We start from the raw sequence: 19,107 nt of genomic DNA on the forward strand, positions 1-19,107 counted from the left end.
GAGGGCAACGGTGGGCCAAGGCCCACCCTGCGTCGGAACATTCAGTAGCCGTGCTTGCCCAGGGTCGCGTGCACCTGCTCATGCTGTGACTGCAGCTGCGCGCTGGGGGCCTTGCCCAACAGGCTGACGACGAAGATGGCGACCGTGGCGGCGAAGAAGCCCGGCACGATTTCATACAAAGCGCTGCCGGTCTGTTTCCACAGGACCACGGTCAAGGCGCCCGTCACCATGCCGGCCAGCGCGCCGTTGCGCGTCATCCGCTTCCAGAACAACGACAGCAGCACCACCGGCCCGAACGCGGCACCGAATCCCGCCCACGCGTAAGCCACCAGGCCGAGCACACGGCTGTCCGGATCGCGCGCGATCCACACCGCAAGCAGCGCCACCATCAGCACCATGGCCCGCCCGAACCACACCAGTTCGGCATGGCCGGCGCGCGGCCGCAGGAAGCCGCGGTAGAAATCTTCGGTCAGCGCGCTGGAGCAGACCAGCAACTGCGCCGACAGCGTGCTCATGATCGCGGCCAGGATCGCCGACAGCAGCACCCCGGCCACCCACGGATTGAACAGCAGCTCCGACAGCGCGATGAAGACGCGCTCTGGATTGGCATCGACCGGTGCGGCTGCCTGCGGATGCGCGGCGAACCAGGCAATGCCGAAGAAGCCGGTTGCCACCGCGCCGGACAGGCACAGGATCATCCAGGTCATGCCGATGCGCCTCGCGCGCGGGATCGTCGCCAGGCTGTCTGCGGCCATGAACCGGGCCAGGATATGGGGTTGCCCGAAATAACCCAGGCCCCATGCCGCCGAGGAAACAATGGCGACAAGCCCACCCGCGCCGACCCAGTGCAGGCGTGCCGGATCGACCTGTTCGACCATCGCCAGTGCCGGGGCCAACCCGCCCACGGCGGCGATCGTGAACATCGGCACCAGCAGCAGCGCGAAGATCATCAGGGTGGCCTGCACGGTGTCGGTCCAGCTCACCGCCAGGAAGCCGCCGATGAAGGTGTAGGCGATGGTGACTGCCGCGCCCCAGAACATCGCCTGTGCATATGGCAGGCCGAACATGCTCTCGAACAGGCGCGCCCCGGCGACGATGCCAGAGGCGCAATAGACGGCGAAGAACACCAGGATCACCAGCGCCGAGAGGATGCGCAGCAGGCGGCTCTCGTCGGCGAAACGATGGGTGAAATAGTCCGGCAGGGTCAGCGCGTTGCGCGTCTGCTCGGTGTAGACGCGCAGGGGGCCGGCAACGTACTTCCAGTTGCACCACGCGCCCACGATCAGGCCGATGGCGATCCAGGCCTCCGACGCCCCACCCAGGTACAACGCACCGGGCAGGCCCATCATCAGCCAACCACTCATGTCCGAGGCGCCGGCGGCCAGCGCGGTGACATAGCTGCCCAGCGAACGGCCGCCCAGGATGTAGTCGTCGAAGGTGCGGGTACGGCGCCAGGCCATGAAGCCGATGCCAATCATCACCAGCAGGTAGGCGGCGAAGGTGACGAGCAACGGGGTGCTGGCGGTCATTGGAGTCCTTGGGTGTCGTTGCTGGAGTATGCAGGCCCGCGCAGCGGCCAGCCGGGGAAAGGCGGCCGGACCGGGAGCATCTGCGGAGAATCGTCGGCAGCCTAAAGCGCCAAGGCATGCCAGGCAATGGCGCTGCGCCAAGGGGCCCGATCAAGCTGCGATGCGCGGCATCACTCCGATCGCCGGAGCACGCGCGCGGTGTTCAATCCGCGCCTGAATTTTCGGTCATGGCCGTGTAGGCATTGGCCCGGGCGGTATCGATGGGGCGGATCTCGAAAAAGAGGCCATGGCGCAGGCAGGGATTTTCCGAAGCAAGCGCTGCCGCCTCTTCCAGGCTGTGCGCCAGGATGAACCAGTAACCGCCGACCACTTCCTTGGCTTCCCCGAACGGCCCGTCGGTGACCACGCCCTTCCGGGAAACCGTGGCGCCGGGCATGTCCAGCCGCTGCCCCATCTTCATCTTCCCCTCCTCGATCATCCGCTCGAGCCAGGTATAGAACGCGTCGATGGCAACCTGGATGTCCGCAGGATCGGCATCCCGGTCCCACTGGCCGCGGGAGAGGACCAGGTATTCGTTGGAGGCTGGCTCGGCCATGCTGTTTTCCATGCGCGGGCGGTGCAGTAGGCAATGGGAGCCGGCCTTGTGCTGACAGTTGCACGCTGCTCGCCGGCCTTCCCGCTAGACAACGCCTGGCCACGGACCGTGCGGCCAGGCTAGGGCCCGACGTCAGCCATTCGCGCCGGCCAGCAGGTCGCGCAACGACGGCACCGATATGAAGGGCATGTACTCGTGCCAGTCCAGCAACAGCGAGAAGGCGACATGGATGGCCGGCGACGACAGCAACGCCAGCGCCAGGTACCAGGCCAGCTCGCGGCCCGACAGACCCAGGACCGCCGGAGGCAGCAGCAAGGTGGCCAGTGCCGGCACCGTGTAGTAGATCCACCACGGCAGGCCGGCGTTGTTGCCGAATTTGGCAAAGACCATGCCGCCCACGACCACGACGGCTGCCAGCACCAGCACCACCTTCAGCCGGGGGCGGACAACACGCTGCCGCGTAACGAAACGCAGGAGGCCGATGAACACCACCAGCGACACCGCTACGAACACCCAGAAACGCGCTGCTTCAGGAATCATGGATTCTTTGCCCCCGTGCAATCGTCCCGTTCACGGCAGCAACTGGATGCCGAACTGCCGGACCACCATGGCGAACACGCCAAAGCACAACACCGTGATGCCGACGCTGGCCAGCATGGTCAGCCAGAATCCCAGGCGCGGCAGCAGCAGCGGGAAGGCCAGGAACATCGGCAACGTCGGCAGCACGTACCAGAACGTGTACCAGGCATGGTTGGAAATCCTGGCCTGCGGCTGCTTCTCCACATACAGCCAGATCAGCGCAAGGAAGGTGACCAGCGGCAGCGCGGCAATGAATCCGCCCAGCTTGTCGCTGCGCTTGGCCGCCTCCGAAACTAGGACCACGACCGCCGCGGTCAGCAGGTATTTCGTGATGAGCCAAGCCATGGTGATCTCCGGACTTTCTTGATGCGTGAAAATAACAGCCGCTGAGCTGCAGCAACAGGAGCCAGGAGTAGCGAGGGTCCTGGATGCAGGAAGTTGCCGACGCGGAGGTGGTCTGCACGGTCAGCAGTTGGGCCGGGACACGTCATGGGTTTGTCCAGGTTCCTGCGCATTACGATGGAGCATGATGGTGTAGCCATTGCCGCAAGCCTACGTAATCTGCGGGCCTGGACGCGATATGCCGCGCAGGGAGCGAACAAGCCGCCGGCGCAATCGGTGAGACCGGCCCCGCTACACTGTGGCCATGGAAACCAACACCCTTTTGCTGATCCTGCTGTTGCTGGCCGCCGCCGCCGTGGTCCTGCTGGTCGTATTGCTGCTGCGCCGCCCCGAGCAGCGCATGGAGCTGGCCCTGCGCGAGGAACAGCGCAATGGGCGCGGTGAATTGCGCGAGCAGCTCGACAGCCTGTCGCGCCAGCAGGAAACGCGTATCGAAGGCTTCGGCCGCAACCTCACCGAGCTGAGTACGCGCACCGACCAGCGCCTCGATCTCCTGCGCGAAGCGCTGGGCGAGGACGCACGCAAGGGCCGCCAGGAAAGTGCCGAGCAGCAACAACGTTTCAGCGACACCCTGAGCCAGCGCCTCAACGAACTCACCCAGCGCAACGAACTGCGCATCGGCGAACTGCGCGCCACCCTCGAATCGCGCCTCAAGGAACTGCAGGCCGACAACACCGCCAAGCTCGAGCAGATGCGCCAGACCGTGGACGAAAAACTGCACGCCACCCTGGAAACCCGCCTGACCGAAAGCTTCGGCAACGTCACCACCATGCTGGCGCAGGTCCATCAGGGACTGGGCGACATGAACAAGCTGGCGGCCGACGTCGGCGGCTTGCAGCGCGTGCTCAACAACGTAAAGTCGCGCGGCGTATTCGGCGAAGTGCAGCTGGCCGGCCTGCTGGAACAGGTGTTCGCCCCCGACCAGTACTCGGCCAACGTCGCCACCGTGCCCGGCAGCAACGACCGGGTGGAATTCGCGGTGCGCTTTCCGGGTTCCTCGGTGGATTCGGTGGTCTGGCTGCCGATCGATGCCAAGTTCCCTCGCGAGGATTACGAACGCCTGCTCGATGCCCAGGAGCGCGCCGACGCCGACGCCGCGCGCGTGTCTGGCGACGCACTGGAGCGCCGCGTGCGCCTGGAGGCCACCCGCATCCGCGAAAAATACGTGTCGCCGCCGCACACCACCGAATTCGCCATCCTGTTCCTGCCCACCGAGGGCCTCTACGCCGAAGTGCTGCGCCGCCCCGGCCTGGTCGACGCGCTGCAACGCGACCAGCGCATCGCCGTCGCCGGCCCGACCACGCTGCTGGCGCTGATGACCAGCTTCCACATGGGCTTCCGCACCCTGGCCATCGAGAAGCGTTCCAGCGAAGTATGGAAGACCCTGGGCGCGGTCAAGACCGAGTTCTCCAAGTTCGGCGACGTACTCGATTCGGTGAAGAGCAAGCTGGACCAGGCCAGCACCCAAATCGAGAAGACCGGTGTGCGCACGCGCGCGATCGAACGCAGGCTGCGCGACGTGGAGTCGTTGCCCAGCGAAGGGGAACAGGGCTTGCCGGGGAGCGAGAGCGAGGATTCGCAGGAGTAATGGAGCAACCCGGTCGGGTCATCCCGGCGCAAGCCTGGATCCGCTTTCCAGTGCTGGCGGAATCGGCGTCACCCGTTTGGTCGGGTCCCGGCTTGCGCCGGGATGACGACTTTATTCGATACGGAATGGGCCACCGGGGCCCGGTTGCCCTCACCCGCCCGGCGTAGGCACCAGCACCGGCATCGCGTCCATCGGCACGGTGGGGTTCTCTTCTTCTTCCAGCAGGTAGTCGGGCAGGTTCTCGTCGTCGGATTTCCGGCGATCGTCGCCGATCTGGTAGTTGCGGCGCTGCAGCCACGAATCGCGGAACAGCGCGTATTCGTCCACCGCGCCTTCGCGCAACGCGTCGACCGACAGCAACTGCGTGCGCACGTCGACCAGTTGCAGGCCCTGCAGGAAGAACCGGGTCTTGTCGTCCTCGACCCCACGGATCAGCGACAGCGGCGAGTCGCCGATCAGGCCGAACACGTCGCGGATGGTGCGCGGCCCGAACAGCGGCAGCTCCACGTAGCGCGAGCGCTTCCAGCCCCACACGCCCAGGGTCTGGCCGAAGTCCTCGTTCTTGCGCGGCAGCTTGGCGTCGCTGGCCGGGTCGAAGATGCCACCGATGCCCAGGGTGGAATTCAGCAGGAACCGCCCCAGCGACTGCCCGGCCTGCACCGGCTTGCCCTGCAGCAGGCTGTTGAGGGCGGTGATCGGCTCACCCAGGTTGCTGAAGAAATTGCTCACGCCCAGGCGCGCCGGGCGCGGCACCACCTTCACGTAGGTCTGCGCCAGCGGACGCGCCACGGCCCGGTCCACCGCGTTGTTGAAGGAATGCATGTTGCGGTTGAACTTTTCCCACGGGTCGTACGACACCGGCATCTGCACGCCCGGCGGCAGGGTGGGGTCGGCCACCGGGTTGTACTCGTCGCCGTAGATGGCGCTGTAATCGTCCTCGGCGGCGGTGCCGTCGGTGGCAGCCGGCGGTGTCTCCGCAGCCGGGGCCGTACCCACGGCCGGGGTGGCGTCGGCCACGAACCCGGGCTCGGCCGGGCCCGCGGCTGGCGCCGCTGCTTCGCCCACGACCAGGGTTTCGGCCGGGGGTGGGCCAACCGCGACCGGTGGAGTCGAGGCACAGGCCGAGGCCAGCGCGGCGAGGGCAACGAGGGTAGTGACGCGTAACAGGTTCATCCCGCTTCCCTGGGTGTCTTACGTGGTGGGGGTCGCACCGGGGAAGTCCAGCCCGGGCGTCAATCTGTACGCGGTACGCAGTTCCGACAGGCCGGCGGGCTCGCCTTCGATGGCGACCGGGGCCCCGGCCGCGCGCAGCCGCGCGGCCAGTTCGGCCAACAATGCCAGCCCGGCACTGTCCACGGTAGTGACATTGGTCAGGACGATGCGTTGCGCCCCCGCCGCGACCTGGCTGGCTGGCGCCCACAGCCCCGCCGCCGCGGCGCGGTCGAGCGCCCCGGCGAATACCAGTGCGTCACCCTCGCGGGTGACCCGGGCCTCAGTTGTTGCCACTGGCCTGCAGCTTGCCCGAGCGCAGCTCGGCGGTGACCTGGGGCAGGGTCTTCTGGCGCAGCGGGGTGTCGAACTGGTTCTTGAAGGTCTGCACGTAGGAGATGCCTTCGACCATCACGTCGAACACCTTCCACTGCCCGCCCACGTTGCGCATCAGGTAGTCGACCGGGATCGGTTCGCCGCCGTCGCGCAGCATCTCGCTGGAAACCTTCACGCCGCGGTTGCCCGGCAGCGCCGATTCGGATTTGACCCGCACCCGCAGCTTGCTGTTGAAGTCGAGCAGCGAGGTGCCATAGCGCGACATCAGGTTGTCGGCCAGGGCGTCGGCGAAGCCCTTGACGTCGGCGTCGGAGGCGCCGCGGCCATGCACGCCCAGCACCAGGCGGGCGGCGTACTCGCGGTCGAACATGCGGGTGAATTCGCCGGTGATGAACTGCTTGAGCGTGGCGGGGTTCTTGCGGAACTCGGCGCGGCGCGCTTCCAGCGTGGTCAGGATGCGGGTGCTGCTGTCCAGCACCAGCTTGCTGGCCGAACCCTGCGCGGCCGGGGCCGTCTTAGCGGCCTTGGCGGTCTGGGCGGTGGCCAGCAGGGGCGCGCCTGCAAGCAGGGCCGAAGCGATAACGAGCGAAAGCAGGGAATTCTTCATTTGGCGGGTTCCTCGGAGGACGGGGGTGCGGCAGGCGGGGTGCTGGCGTCGGCGCCGGCATCGGCGCCCTCGGCCGGCTTTCCGCCGCCGCTGAACATGTATTTGCCGACCAGCTGCAACAGGTCGACCGCGGGTTGGGTGAAGGCGATCTCTTCGCCGGGCTTCAGGACTTCCGGGTCACCGCCCGGAGACAGGCCAATGTAGTTCTCGCCCAGCAAACCACTGGTGAAGATGCCGGCCGAAGTGTCGGCGGGCAGTTCCTTGTATTCATTATTGATGTCCAGGGTGACCACCGAATCGAACTTGACCGGGTCCAGCACGATCTTCGAGACCTTGCCGATCACCACGCCGCCGATCTTCACCGGCGCCTGCGGGCGCAGCTGGCCCAGGTTGCTGAAGCGCGCGGTCAGCTCGTAGCTGCTGCCGCCGAAACCGAACTTCTGGTTGGTCGAGGCGATCGCCAGCACCAGCAGCGAGGCCAGGGCCAGCAGCAGGAAGGCACCAACGGCGAATTCAAGACGGGGTCCGCGAACGGCCATGGGTCAACTCCTGAACAACAATGCGGAAAGAACGAAATTGAACATCAGCACCAGCAGCGAGGCATTCACTACCGCGCGGGTGGTGGCCACCGAGGTGCCTTCGATGGTGGGCTCGGCATGGAAGCCCACGTAGGCGGCCACCAGCGCGCTGGTGCCGCCGAAGATCGCGGCCTTGATGAAGGCCACGCAGAAGTCGTCGGCGAAATCGACACTGTCCTTCAGGGTCTGCCAGAAGGTGCCCGAATCCACGCCGATGACATGCACCGCTTCCAGGTAGCCGGCGGTGATGGCCAGGCTGCAGAAGAAGCCGGTCAGCAGCGGCACGCTGATCACCGCCGCCCAGAAACGCGGCGCCACGGCCTTGGCGATCGGATCGATGGCCATCAGTTCCAGCGCCTTGATCTGGTCGGTGGCGCGCATCAGGCCCAGCTCGGCGGCGATCGAACTGCCGGCCCGGCCGACGAACAACAGCGCGGTCAGCACCGGCCCCAGTTCCCGGTACAGGCCCAGGCCGAGCAGGGCGCTGACCTGGCTGGTGGCGCCGTAGGTTTCCAGGGCACGGTAGCCGAGCAGGGTCACCGAGAGGCCGACGAAGGCGCCGCCGGCAGCGACGATAGGCAGCGAACGTCCGCCAATCTTGTAGATTTCACGGACAAGTTCGGCGAAAAAGTCCTTCGTCGGCCGAGACGACCGGAGCACCGACAGGGTGAACAGGCCGGCCCGGCCCAGCGAGCGGATGGCGGGGGCGAAGGCCATCAGGCGGCCTCGGTCCGGGGCGTGGCGTCGAAGGCGATGGGGCCGTCGGGTTCGCCGCGCAGGAACTGCCGCACCAGCGGGTCGGCGCTGTTCTCCAGCTCCGCAGGCGTACCCGAGAACACGATGCCGCCATTGGCGATGACCACGGCCTGGTCGGCGATCGGCAGGGTCTCGTGCACGTGGTGGGTAACGATGATGCTGGTCAGGCCCAGGGTGTCGTTGAGGCGCTGGATCAGACTCATGATCACGCCGCTGGCGATCGGGTCCAGCCCGGTCAGTGGCTCGTCGTAGATCATCAGCGGCGGATCCAGGGCCAGGGCGCGGGCCAGGGCCACGCGCCGGGCCATGCCGCCCGACAGTTCGCGCGGGTAGGCATCGCGCGCGGCCAGCAGGCCGACCGCGTTGAGCTTGAAGTCGACGATGCGCTCGACCAGCAGGGCCGGCAACTTCGTATGCGTGCGCAGCGGCAGGGCCACGTTCTCGGCCACGGTCAGGTCGGTCAGCAGGCCGTTGCCCTGCAACAGCACGCCGATGGACTTGCGCATCTCCAGCAGGTGGCGGGTGCCCAGGGGTACCGGCCTGTCGAAGACTTCCACCGTGCCCGCCGCCGGCGGCAACTCGCCGGTCAAGGCCGCCAGCAGCGTCGACTTGCCGCTGCCCGAGGGTCCCAGCACGGCAGTGATGCTGCCGCGCGGCACCGACAGGTCGATGTCGCGCAGGATCGTGCGCCCACCACGGTCGAGCCGGGTGCTGGACAGGCGAACGGCAGGCGAATCAGGGGAAGGCATGGGCGAGTCAAACTCCAGACGACCGTGGAGGATCAGGGTCGGCAGCTGAACAATATTGCACTGTCGAGTTTTATTTTGCGCGAGGACCATCTCTTTTCTTCCTGCTCTGGCCCGCGTTGAGGCATGCAAGTGAGGCAGTCGCGGCAGATGCGACCACGCTGCGGCAAGATGGGGCGATGCCCGCACCTGCCACCGACTTCCGCCTCTACCACTCCAATTCGCTGGAAGTGCTGGCCGCCCTGATGGCTAACGAACTGCGCACGCCGGCAGCGGGGCAGCCATTGCTGGCGCCGGACCTGGTGCTGATTCCGCAGGTCGCCATGCGGCGGTGGCTGCAGGCCACGCTGGCGGCCGAACACGGCATCGCCGCCAACCTGGAGTTCCTGACCCCGGGCGAGTTCGTGGCGCGCGCCCTGGACGCCAACCCTGTATCAAGTCCGGGTCAGGCCGAACCCGGCGCCGCCGAGGACCTGGGCGCCGACGCCCTGCAGTGGCAGTTGTATGCGGCGCTGACCGATGCGGCCTTGCTGCGCGATCCGGTCATGCAGCCGCTGCGGCGCTACCTGGAAGGCGACCAGGCGCTGAAGCCGTGGTCGCTGGCCGGCGAGCTGGCCTCGGTGTTCGAGAAATACCAGGCCTGGCGCCGCGACTGGCTGCTGGGCTGGGAAGCCGGCCAGGCGCCGCGCGATCCGCAGGCGGTGCTGTGGCGGCGCATCGCCCGCGGCAAGGCCCATCGCGCGCGCCGCATCGACGATTACCTGGCCAGGTTCGCCGGCGCCGAGGGTGGCGATGCGCCCTTGCCGGCCGGCCTGCCGTCGCGCCTGTTCGCCTTCGCCACGCTCAATGTGTCGCCGGACGTGCTGCGGGTCATCGCCACCCAGGCCCGCGTCGGCACCATGCATTTCTACATGCCCACGCCGACGCGCTCGTACTGGGGCGACCTGCAGACGCTGGGCGAGAAGCTGCGCACCCAGCAGCAGGATCCCTTCGCGCGCAACGAGCCGGAGACCCCATTGCTCGAAGCCTGGGGCGCGGCGGGCCGCGATTTCGTGTCGGTGCTGGGCAGTTACGAGGTGGTGCACCCGTCCGGCGAGATCGCCGCCTACGACGATCCCGAACAGCGCGGCGCCGACCAGCCCGAACGCGATTCCCTGCTGCAACGCCTGCAGCGCGACCTGCTGCATCGCCGTCCGGCGCCATCGGCACCCTGGCGCCCGGCAATCGACGTGCAGGATGTCAGCCTGCAGGTCCACGCCTGCCACACCCGCCTGCGCGAGGTCCAGGTCCTGCACGACCAGCTGCGCGGATTGCTGGAGGACAAGCGCTTCGATCCGCCACTGCAGGCGCGCGAGATCGCCGTGCTGGCGCCGGACATCGATCCCTACGCGCCTTACGTCGAGGCCGTGTTCGGTGGCCTGGCCGGCGGCCCGGACTTCATTCCCTACGCGCTGGCCGACACCAGTCCGCTGGCCAGCGAGCCGCTGGCCGAGGTGTTCCTGCAGCTGCTGGCCCTGCCGGTGTCGCGCTTCGGGCTCAACGAAATTCTCGACCTGCTGGCCTGCGCGCCCATCGCCAGCGCCGCCGGCCTGGATGCGCCGGCCCTCGAGCGCCTGCATGGCTGGCTTTCGGCGGCCGGTGCGCGCTGGGGCATCGATGCCGGTCATCGCCAGCGCCAGCAGGCCCCGCGCGACGAGGCCTATACCTGGGCCTTCGCCCTGGATCGCCTGTTGCTGGGCCATGCCAGCGGCGAGGAGAGCGACATTGCCGGCGTGGCCCCGTGGCCGGAGCTGGAAGGCAGCGCCCTGGTGGCGCTGGACGCCCTCATCCGGCTGCTGCGGGTGCTGGCCCGGCATGAGCGCGTGCTCGGCGAAAGCCTGACCCCGGCGCAGTGGCGCGAACGCCTGCTCGGCCTGCTCGAGGCGATCCTGCCGCAAGCGCCGCAGGCGCCGGCCGACCAGCGCGCGCTGGAGCGCCTGCGCAGCAGCATCGAGCGCTTCGCCGACGCCGCGCGCCGCGCCGGCTTCACCCAGCCGCTGCCGCCGGAAGTGGTGCGCGCGCATTTCGGCGCCGCCCTGGCCGAGGCCGACACCCGCGCGCCGTTGCTGACCGGCGGGGTCAGCTTCGGGCGCATGGTGCCGATGCGGCTGCTGCCGTTCCGCGCCATCTGCGTGCTGGGCATGAACGACGGCGACTATCCGCGTCGCGACCCGGCCGCCGGGCTCAACCAGCTGACCGCCGAACTGGGAACGAAGCAGCGCCGCCATGGCGATCGTTCCCTGCGCGAGGACGACCGCTATCTGTTCCTGCAACTGTTCAGCGCCGCCTCGGAGGTGTTCTACCTCAGCTTCCTGGGCGCCGACCCGCGCGATGGCAGCGTGCGCGAACCTTCGGTGCTGGTCTCCGAACTGCTGGACACCGCGGCGCGCTACCACGCCGATCCGGCCGCGGCAGCCAGGGCGCTGGTGGTCACCCACCCGCTGCAGCCGTTCGCGCCTGCAGCGTTCGGTGCCGGCGACGGCGAGGACGCCGCCAGCGAACCGCGCCGCTTCAGCTATCGGCGCGAATGGCATCCGGCCGCCGGCTCGAATGCTTCGGCCCGGGTCGCGCCGGCGCGCTGGCTGGTCGATGCACTCGAAGGCGCCGCTGAACCCGTGCAGTCGCTGTCGCTGCAGGAACTGCGCAACTTCCTGCGCGACCCGGCCGATGCCTTCCTGCGCAACCGCCTGGCCATCCGCCTGCCCGAGGCGGGCGAGGCCGATGACGATCTCGACCCGCTGGCCCCCGCCGGCGGACTGCAACGCTGGCAACTCCAGCAGGCCGTCTGGGAGGCGTGCGTGCAGGGCCCGGTCGACGACGCGGCACTGCATGCGCGCCTGCGCGCCCGCGCCCTGTTGCCCTCCGGTCCACTGGGCCTGCGCCAGCTGCAGGTGCTGCGCGCGCAGGTGCAGCCGTATGCCGAGGCCTTCGTGCACTGGCGCGGGCCGCGCGAAGCCGTCTCGGAAGCATTCGAACTGGATCTGCAAGGGGTTCGCCTGCACGGCCGCATCCACGAGGTCTATGGTGCCGACCTGCCGCGCCTGCGCATGGACAAGCTGCACGGGCCTTCGCAGATTTTGCACGGCCTGGACTGGCTGGTGATGTCGGCCCTCGGGCGCGGCAGCCGGCTGTTCCAGTTCCACGACACCGGCGCCGGGCCGGGCCCGCTGGCGCGCGAGCCGGTCGATGCCGAACGTGCGCGCGCCGCCCTGGCCGCGCTGCTGCAACTGCGCGCGCACGGCCTGCGCGAACCACTGCCGTTCGCGCCGCGCGCCGGCTGGCTGTACTACGAGGGCGAACAACGCCTGCAAGCCGGCGAGAAGCTGCGCGCCAACAGCAAGTCGCCTTGGGAACGGGCGCAGGACCAGTGGCAGGCCGATCGCGGTTACAGCGAAGGCGGCACCGCCAGTGCGCGGCTGGCCTTGCGTGGCCGCAATCCCTTCGAGGACGAAGCACTGGGCGAGGAGTTCCGCGCCATTGCCCGGCTGGTGTTCGACGCGGTGGTCCACGGCCGCGACGGGGAGGGTGCATGAGCGCAGCCGTTCCCGCAGCCGACGCTTACCTGGACCTGGAGCTCGACGGCTTGCAGTTGATCGAGGCCAGCGCCGGCACCGGCAAGACCTTTACCCTGGCCACGCTGGTGACGCGACTGGTGGTCGAGCGCGGACTGGCGCTGAGGCAGATCCTGGCGGTGACCTTCACCGAGGCGGCGACGCAGGAGCTGCGCGCGCGCCTGCGCAAGCGCCTGGCGCTGGCCGCCACCCTCAGCGGCAAGCTGATGACGGGCGAGCCAGTGGAGGCAGGCGACGATGCCGAAGTCGCCTTGACGCTGGCCCTCCTCCAGCGTCGGCTGGCTTCGGAAGACGCCGCCAGCCTGCATGCGCGCCTGCGCCGCGCCGAGCATGAAATCGACCTGGCCTCGGTATTCACCATCCACGGCTTCTGCGCGCGCGTATTGTCCGAACATGCCCTGCAGACCGGGCAGGCCTTCGATGCGCCGCAGATGATCGGCAGCGAGCGTGAACTGCTCGATGAAGTGGCGGCCGACGTGTGGCGCGCGCATGGCGCCGATGCCGGCGATGCCGAGTTGCTGCAGGGGCTGTGGGCCACCCCCGATGCCCTGGCCCGCGATCTGGACAGCCTGCTGCGCATCCCGCAGTTGCTGCCCGCGCGCCCGGAGGCGTCTGCCGATCCCGCGCCTGCGCTGCAGGCCGCGTTCGATGCGCTGTGCGCCGCCCACGCCCGCCACGGCGATGACGCGCGCGCCAGCATCGCCCATGCATTCGCCGCCAGGCACTTCGACGGACGCAAGGCGCGCGCCGCCAGTTTCGAGCAGGCCTGGCAGTCGCTGGACCGCGGACTGGCGGGCGCCTGCCTCAGCTGCGACGACGCGCACCTGGACAAGCTCACGCCCGAGCGCATGCAGGGATTTGCCAAGGCCGGCGCAGAAGGTCTGTTGCCCCGCTCGCCGCTGTTCGAGGCGCTGTCGGACTGGTTCGGCGCCGAGCGCGCACGCACGCAATGGCTGGCCGAACAGGCCCTGATCCTGCTCTATCGCATCCGCGACGACGCCCGCCAGCGCCTGGCGTTGCTCAAGCAGACCCGCCGGCTGCAGAGCTATGACGATCTCATCGACGAAGTCGCCAATGCGCTTGATGGCGACCAGGGCGAGGCCCTGGCCCGCAACCTGCGCAGCCAGTACGCCGTGGCGCTGGTGGACGAGTTCCAGGACACCGACGCGCGCCAGTGGTCGATCTTCCGCCGGGTGTTCGCCGCGAACGCAATCGGCGCAACGGAGGTCGGGGAGGCCTTGACGCTGTTCCTGATCGGCGATCCCAAGCAGGCCATCTATGGCTTCCGCGGCGGCGATGTGCATACCTACCTGGCCGCGAAGCGCGAAGCGGTGCAGGCGCCGCCGCTGCTGCACAACTTCCGCTCGCGGCCGTCGGTGCTGCGTGCCATCGAAGCGCTGTACGCGCAGGCGGGCGAACACGCTTTCGTCGATGCGGGTATCCAGTTCCAGCCGGTACGGCCCGGCGCGGGCAATGCCGATGCCGATTACCTGCGCCACGGCAAGCCGGCGCCGGCGTTGACCGTGCGCGTGCTGCTCAATCCGCAGGCCGATGCCGACGGCGCGCGCAAGGCGTTCAGCGCGCCGCACTCGCGGCAGCTGGCGGCCGAAGCCTGTGTCGGCGAAATCCGCGCGGTGCTGGACCAGGCGCGCGCCGGTTCCGCGCTGATCGACGGTGCGCCGGTGCAGCCGGGCGATATCGCCGTGCTGGTCCGCAGCCATGCCGAAGCCACGCTGATGCAGGCCAACCTGGCGGCGGTCGGCATCCCGGCGGTCGCGGCGGGCAAGCGCAGCCTGTTCGAGACCGAACAGGCCGAAGAACTGCTCGCCGTGTTCGAGGCCCTGCTGCAACCCAACGACGAAGGCCGGCTGCGCGCGGCGCTGTCGACCCAGTTGCTGGGCATCGACGCCGCCGGCATCGCGCGCCTGGACCAGGATGACGACTGGCGCAGCGAACGCCAGCTGCTCGCCTTGCAATGGCGCGAGCGCTGGCAGCGGCACGGGCCGCTGGCCCTGGTCTCGGACCTGTGCGCGGCCAACGCCGAACGCCTGCTGCGGCTCCACGATGGCGAGCGCCGCCTGACCAATACGCTGCAGCTGGGCGAACTGTTGCAGGAAGCCGATGCGCGCGCACTGGGTTTGCATGGCCTGGTCGACTGGCTGCGCAGCCACATCGCCGACGCCGACGCCAATGACGAGCAACAGTTGCTGCGCCTGGAATCGGACGCGCGCCGCGTGCAGATACTGACATTGCACAAAGCCAAGGGCCTGGAGTTCCCGCTGGTGTTCCTGCCCTTCATCGGCATCGGCCGGTCCACGGAAAAACCGGCGCGGCATTGCCAGGTACCGGCCCCGGGCGGCCGCGTGCTGCATTGGAAAATGGGCAAGGACGATGATTCACAACGCTGGAACGACGCGGTGGCCGCGTGGGAACACGAACAGAGTGCCGAGGACGCCCGGCTGCTGTATGTCGGCCTGACCCGCGCCGAACACGCGCTGTGGCTGGCCTGCGGCGATTTCTACAAGCATGGCAACACCGCGCTTGCACCGATGGTCGCGCAGTGGACGCAGCTGCAGGGTGGCAGCGACATCGTGGTGGACGAGCGTGCGCCACAGGGGCTGCCACCCTCGTTGCCGGCGGAGGCCGAAACCGATGTGCCCGAGGCGCGGCGCGCACAGCGGGTGGTGCCGCGCGACTGGTGGGTCTACAGCTTCACCCAGCTGAGCAAGGCCGACGCCGGTGAGTACGGCGCGATTGCAGCCGTGGACGCGGACGAGAAGGGCGCCGGCGACGAACCGGACATCGTGCTCGCCGAAACCGCCGCGTTGGCGGCGGCGTTCGACACGCGCTTCAGCGGCAGCCGGTTCGGTAACGTGCTGCACGACGCGCTGGAGCACGTGGATTTCAATGCCTGGTCGGCGTGGGGCGAAGATGCTGCGCCCAGTGGGCAGGAACAGGCCTTGCGCGACGCGCTGCTCAATGGTGGTTACGCGGCGGCCGATGTCGACGATGGCCTCGTCGAGCTGGTTTCGCTGGTCGGTCGCACGCTGACCGTGCCGCTGCCCGAAGGCGGGCGCCTGTGCGAGCTGCCCGCGGACCAGCGCCGTGCCGAACTTGAATTCCATTTCGCCCTGCAGCCGACCGCCGTCGATGCGCTGCTGCAGGTCCTGCACACCCACGGGGTGGCACGCGAGCGTCGCGCCTTCGGCCTGCGCCGCCAACTGGAAGGCCTGATGACCGGCAAGATCGATCTGACCTACCAGCGCGACGGGCGCTGGTACCTGCTCGACTACAAGTCCAATCGCCTGCCCGGCTACGACGCCGGCGCACTGGAACAGGCGATGGCGCACAGCGAGTACGACCTGCAGGCGCTGATCTACACCGTGGCCCTGCATCGCTGGTTGCGTTTCCGGCTCGGCGAGGCGTATGACTACGCGCGCGATTTCGGCGGCGTGCGCTATCTGTTCTGTCGCGGGCTGGCCTGGGCCGGGGGCAGCGTCGGCGGCATCCATGCGTGGACGCCCACGGTTGCACTGGTGGAAGCACTGGATGCGCTGTTTGCAGGAGGCAAGCCATGAGCCTGCTCGACGACCTGTACCGCGCAGGCGCCTTGCGGGTGATCGATCACGCCCTGGCGCAGAGCCTGCGCAAGCTCGACCCGGCCACGCCGGACCTGGTCCTGGCCGGCGCCGCGCTGGCCTCGCTGGCGGTGGGCCAGGGCCACGCCGGCTTCGACCCGGCGCGGCCGCAGGTGCTGTTCGATGGGGAGATGGAATGGCCCGGCGCGCAGGAATGGAATGAAGCCCTCGCCGATTCGCGCTGGATCGATCGATCCTCCGCAAGCACACCGGCTTCCACGGCCACGCCGCTGGTGCTGGAAAACGGCTTGCTCTACCTGCGCCGCTATCGCCAGTACGAATTCCGCCTGGCGATGCGGCTGCAGCAGCTGGCGGCGCATTCGCCACCAGCGAGCGACCTCGAAACACTCGCGCCGCTGTTCGCGAGCCTGTTTCCCGATGCACGATCGGGCGACGATCGGCAGGCGCACGCGGCGGCGACGGCGCTGCTGCGTTCGCTGCTGCTGGTCACCGGCGGTCCCGGCACCGGCAAGACCACCACCATCGCGCGCCTGTTGCTGTTGCTGACCGCGCAGACGATGCACGCGGGCGGCGTGCTGCCGCGCGTTGCGCTGGCTGCGCCGACCGGCCGCGCGGCCGAGCGCATGGCCGAGAGCCTGCGCAGCGCGGTGGCCGGCTTGCGCGCACTGCCGGGCGTGGACGCGGCGCTGTGCGATGGGCTGCCGACCGAGGCCAGCACCCTGCATCGCCTGCTCGGCACCATTCCCGACAGTCCGCGTTTCCGTTTCGATGCCGACAATCCCTTGCCCTTCGACATCGTGGTCGTCGACGAGGCCTCGATGGTCGACCTGCCGCTGATGTGCAAGCTGGTGGAAGCGGTGGCGGTAGGGGCACGGCTGGTGCTGCTGGGCGATCCGGACCAGCTGCCCTCGGTGGAGGCGGGCGACGTGCTGGCCGCGATCCTGGCTGCAGCCGGTGACGGCCTTTCGCTCGCGGTCCCGCCCGCCCTGTTGCCCCTGCTGGGTGACAACGGCAAGGCCGAAACCGGCCAGCGTTCTTCGCTGTCGGGGCATCATGTCCATCTGCTCCGCGGCTATCGGCAGGCCGCGACGCTGGATCTTTCGCCACTGGCCGCGGCCGTGCGCGAGGGCGATGCGGACACGGCACTGGCGTTGTTGCGCGGCGGCCAGCTGGCCGGCGTCCATTTCCACGAGAACCTGTTCGATCCGCTGGCCGCGCAGCGCGAGACATTGCTGGCGCATTGGCGCGGGCTTGCCGGGATCGACGAACCGCAGGCCGCGCTGGCCCAGGCCTCGCGCCTGCGCCTGCTCACCGCGGTGCGCGAAGGGCCGCAGGGCGCGCGCGGCCTGAATGCCCGCATCGAGGACATGCTGGCGAGTAACCGTGGGCTGGCGGGCAACCGTGGACCTGCCTACTTCCATGGCCGCCTGTTGCTGGTCACCGAGAACAGCTATCGCCAGCGCCTGTTCAACGGCGACATCGGCATCTGCCTGCGCAACGCGCAGGGCGCGGTGCTGGCCTGGTTCCCCGGCGATGCGGAAGACGGACCGCGCCCTTTCCATCCTTCCGCGCTGCCCGCACACGAGAGTGCGTTCGCGATGACCGTGCACAAGGCCCAGGGTTCGGAATTCGACAGCGTGTGGCTGCAGTTGCCGCGCCAGCCCACCCGGGTGCTGTCGCGCGAACTGGTCTACACCGCCCTGACCCGGGCGCGCCGCGAGGTGCATGTCTGCGCCAGTGCCGAATCGCTGCGCAGCGCGCTGGCGCGGCGCGTCGAACGCGTCTCGGGGCTGGCCGCGCGGCTGGCATGACGGTTCGTTGCAGGGGCTGGGGTACGATGCGCGTCCCCACAGGGAAGCCGAACCCATGAGCGCCAGCGACAAACCCACCCGTGATCAGGCCGAAGCCGCCGTCCGCACGCTGCTGGCCTGGGCCGGTGAAGATCCCACCCGCGAAGGCCTGCTCGACACGCCCAAGCGCGTGGTAGAGGCCTATGGCGACTGGTACAGCGGCTATGCCGAGGATCCGCGCGAGTTCCTGCAGCGCACCTTCAAGGAAGTGGCCGGCTACGACGAGATGATCGTGCTGCGCGACATAGAGTTCGAAAGCCATTGCGAGCACCACATGGCGCCGATCATCGGCAAGGCCCACGTCGGCTACCTGCCCGACGGCAAGGTGGTCGGCATCAGCAAGCTGGCGCGCGTGGTGGAAACCTATGCGCGCCGCTTCCAGGTGCAGGAAAAGATGACCGCGCAGATCGCCGCCTGCATCCAGGACGTGTTGCAGCCGCTGGGCGTGGGCGTGGTGGTGGAAGGCGTGCACGAATGCATGACCACCCGCGGCATCCACAAGCGCGGGGTCAGCATGATCACCTCCAAGATGCTCGGCAGCTTCCGCGAGGACGCGCGCACCCGCGCAGAGTTCCTGCGCTTCATCGAGGCGGGCAACGGCAAGCGTTGAGTGGTGCAATGTCGAGTCCTTGACCGGGACATGCGCAGAGACAAGGAGGTCTCGTGCCGAACAACCCACGATTGCTGGGACATGCCAGACGCATGCGCCATGAGCCCACGGATGCGGAGGCACTGCTGTGGCGACATCTCCGCGCTGGGCGCCTTGCCGGACACAAGTTCAGAAGACAGCAGCCCATGGGCCGCTTCATCGTGGACTTCGTATGCTTCGAGATGTCTATCGTTGTCGAAGTCGATGGGGGACAGCATCTGGAGGCGCAAGCTGCGGATGCCGCGAGAACACGTTGGCTGGAGGCAAGGGGTTTGCAGGTTTTGCGATTCTGGAACGACGATGTACTCGTGCGCAGTGAGCATGTGCTGGAAGAAATAATCCGAGTACTGCAGCACCGCGCCTGATTGCCTCCCTACGTGCAGCCGGTGTCAGTTGTGACCACCTCTCCCCTTGTGGGAGAGGTCGACGCGCCTGCGCGGCGGGAGAGGGGGCGAGCGGAGCCAGCCTTGTCG

16 protein-coding genes are annotated in these 19,107 nt (G+C 68.5%); 6 read left to right on the top strand and 10 right to left on the bottom strand.

Features of this window, described 5'->3' with window-relative positions; translation table 11 throughout:
* Positions 1-41: 41 nt before the first annotated feature.
* The 4 genes from putP to DT603_RS08470 form a co-directional block, all read right to left on the bottom strand.
* The gene (gene putP, locus DT603_RS08455) at positions 42-1,529 is read right to left on the bottom strand and encodes a sodium/proline symporter PutP (RefSeq protein ID WP_162349446.1); all 1,488 of its coding nucleotides are present in this window, start codon (positions 1,527-1,529) and stop codon (positions 42-44) included.
* Positions 1,530-1,731: 202 nt separating this feature from the next.
* Entirely contained in the window at positions 1,732-2,124 is a 393-nt protein-coding gene (locus tag DT603_RS08460) for a YciI family protein (RefSeq protein WP_162349447.1), read from the bottom strand.
* Positions 2,125-2,256: 132 nt separating this feature from the next.
* A complete protein-coding gene (locus DT603_RS08465; RefSeq protein WP_162349448.1) occupies positions 2,257-2,664 on the bottom strand; it encodes a hypothetical protein in 408 nt (135 codons plus the stop codon).
* 30 nt (positions 2,665-2,694) lie between these two features.
* Positions 2,695-3,048, bottom strand: coding sequence for a DUF3147 family protein (locus DT603_RS08470; protein ID WP_162349449.1), 354 nt, complete (start codon positions 3,046-3,048; stop codon positions 2,695-2,697).
* Positions 3,049-3,349: 301 nt separating this feature from the next.
* Between DT603_RS08470 and DT603_RS08475 the strand changes: the two genes are divergently transcribed.
* On the top strand, positions 3,350-4,693 hold the full coding sequence (locus tag DT603_RS08475; RefSeq protein WP_162349450.1) for a DNA recombination protein RmuC: 1,344 nt from the start codon (positions 3,350-3,352) through the stop codon (positions 4,691-4,693).
* Positions 4,694-4,843: 150 nt separating this feature from the next.
* On the opposite strand, the gene DT603_RS08480 is transcribed toward DT603_RS08475, so the two are convergent.
* Genes DT603_RS08480 through DT603_RS08505 form a run of 6 tightly spaced genes read right to left on the bottom strand, consistent with a single transcriptional unit; the run spans position 4,844 to position 8,928 of the window.
* A complete protein-coding gene (locus DT603_RS08480; RefSeq protein ID WP_162349451.1) occupies positions 4,844-5,866 on the bottom strand; it encodes an MlaA family lipoprotein in 1,023 nt (340 codons plus the stop codon).
* An 18-nt stretch (positions 5,867-5,884) separates the two neighbouring features.
* Complete coding sequence (locus tag DT603_RS08485; RefSeq protein WP_162349452.1) at positions 5,885-6,199, bottom strand: STAS domain-containing protein; 315 nt, start codon at positions 6,197-6,199, stop codon at positions 5,885-5,887.
* Positions 6,186-6,845 (bottom strand): MlaC/ttg2D family ABC transporter substrate-binding protein, encoded by a 660-nt coding sequence (locus DT603_RS08490; protein ID WP_162349453.1) that lies wholly within the window; start codon positions 6,843-6,845, stop codon positions 6,186-6,188. The genes DT603_RS08485 and DT603_RS08490 overlap by 14 nt, the downstream gene beginning before the upstream one ends.
* A complete protein-coding gene (mlaD, locus tag DT603_RS08495; RefSeq protein ID WP_162349454.1) occupies positions 6,842-7,384 on the bottom strand; it encodes an outer membrane lipid asymmetry maintenance protein MlaD in 543 nt (180 codons plus the stop codon). Before mlaD ends, DT603_RS08490 begins: the two co-directional genes overlap by 4 nt.
* A gap of 3 nt (positions 7,385-7,387) precedes the next feature.
* Positions 7,388-8,140: an MlaE family lipid ABC transporter permease subunit gene (locus tag DT603_RS08500; RefSeq protein ID WP_162349455.1), complete on the bottom strand. Its 753-nt coding sequence runs from the start codon at positions 8,138-8,140 to the stop codon at positions 7,388-7,390.
* Positions 8,140-8,928, bottom strand: a complete 789-nt coding sequence (locus tag DT603_RS08505) for an ABC transporter ATP-binding protein (protein ID WP_162349456.1) — start codon at positions 8,926-8,928, stop codon at positions 8,140-8,142. The genes DT603_RS08500 and DT603_RS08505 overlap by 1 nt, the downstream gene beginning before the upstream one ends.
* A 176-nt stretch (positions 8,929-9,104) precedes the next feature.
* Here DT603_RS08505 and recC point away from each other — a divergent pair, with 176 nt between their 5' ends.
* The 5 genes from recC (at position 9,105) to DT603_RS08530 (ending at position 18,999) form a co-directional block, all read left to right on the top strand.
* Positions 9,105-12,497, top strand: a complete 3,393-nt coding sequence (gene recC / locus DT603_RS08510; RefSeq protein WP_162349457.1) for an exodeoxyribonuclease V subunit gamma — start codon at positions 9,105-9,107, stop codon at positions 12,495-12,497.
* Positions 12,494-16,114 carry an exodeoxyribonuclease V subunit beta gene (gene recB / locus DT603_RS08515; RefSeq protein ID WP_162349458.1) on the top strand — a complete coding sequence of 1,207 codons (3,621 nt, stop codon included), beginning with the start codon at positions 12,494-12,496 and terminating at the stop codon, positions 16,112-16,114. The genes recC and recB overlap by 4 nt, the downstream gene beginning before the upstream one ends.
* Complete coding sequence (gene recD / locus DT603_RS08520) at positions 16,111-17,946, top strand: exodeoxyribonuclease V subunit alpha (protein ID WP_162349459.1); 1,836 nt, start codon at positions 16,111-16,113, stop codon at positions 17,944-17,946. Before recB ends, recD begins: the two co-directional genes overlap by 4 nt.
* A 55-nt stretch (positions 17,947-18,001) precedes the next feature.
* Positions 18,002-18,595, top strand: coding sequence for a GTP cyclohydrolase I FolE (gene folE, locus DT603_RS08525; RefSeq protein ID WP_162349460.1), 594 nt, complete (start codon positions 18,002-18,004; stop codon positions 18,593-18,595).
* Positions 18,596-18,687: 92 nt separating this feature from the next.
* Positions 18,688-18,999, top strand: a complete 312-nt coding sequence (locus DT603_RS08530; RefSeq protein ID WP_162349676.1) for an endonuclease domain-containing protein — start codon at positions 18,688-18,690, stop codon at positions 18,997-18,999.
* Positions 19,000-19,107: the final 108 nt, after the last annotated feature.

Source organism: Pseudoxanthomonas gei (assembly GCF_010119615.1).
GTDB classification, from domain to species: Bacteria; Pseudomonadota; Gammaproteobacteria; order Xanthomonadales; family Xanthomonadaceae; genus Pseudoxanthomonas_A; species Pseudoxanthomonas_A gei.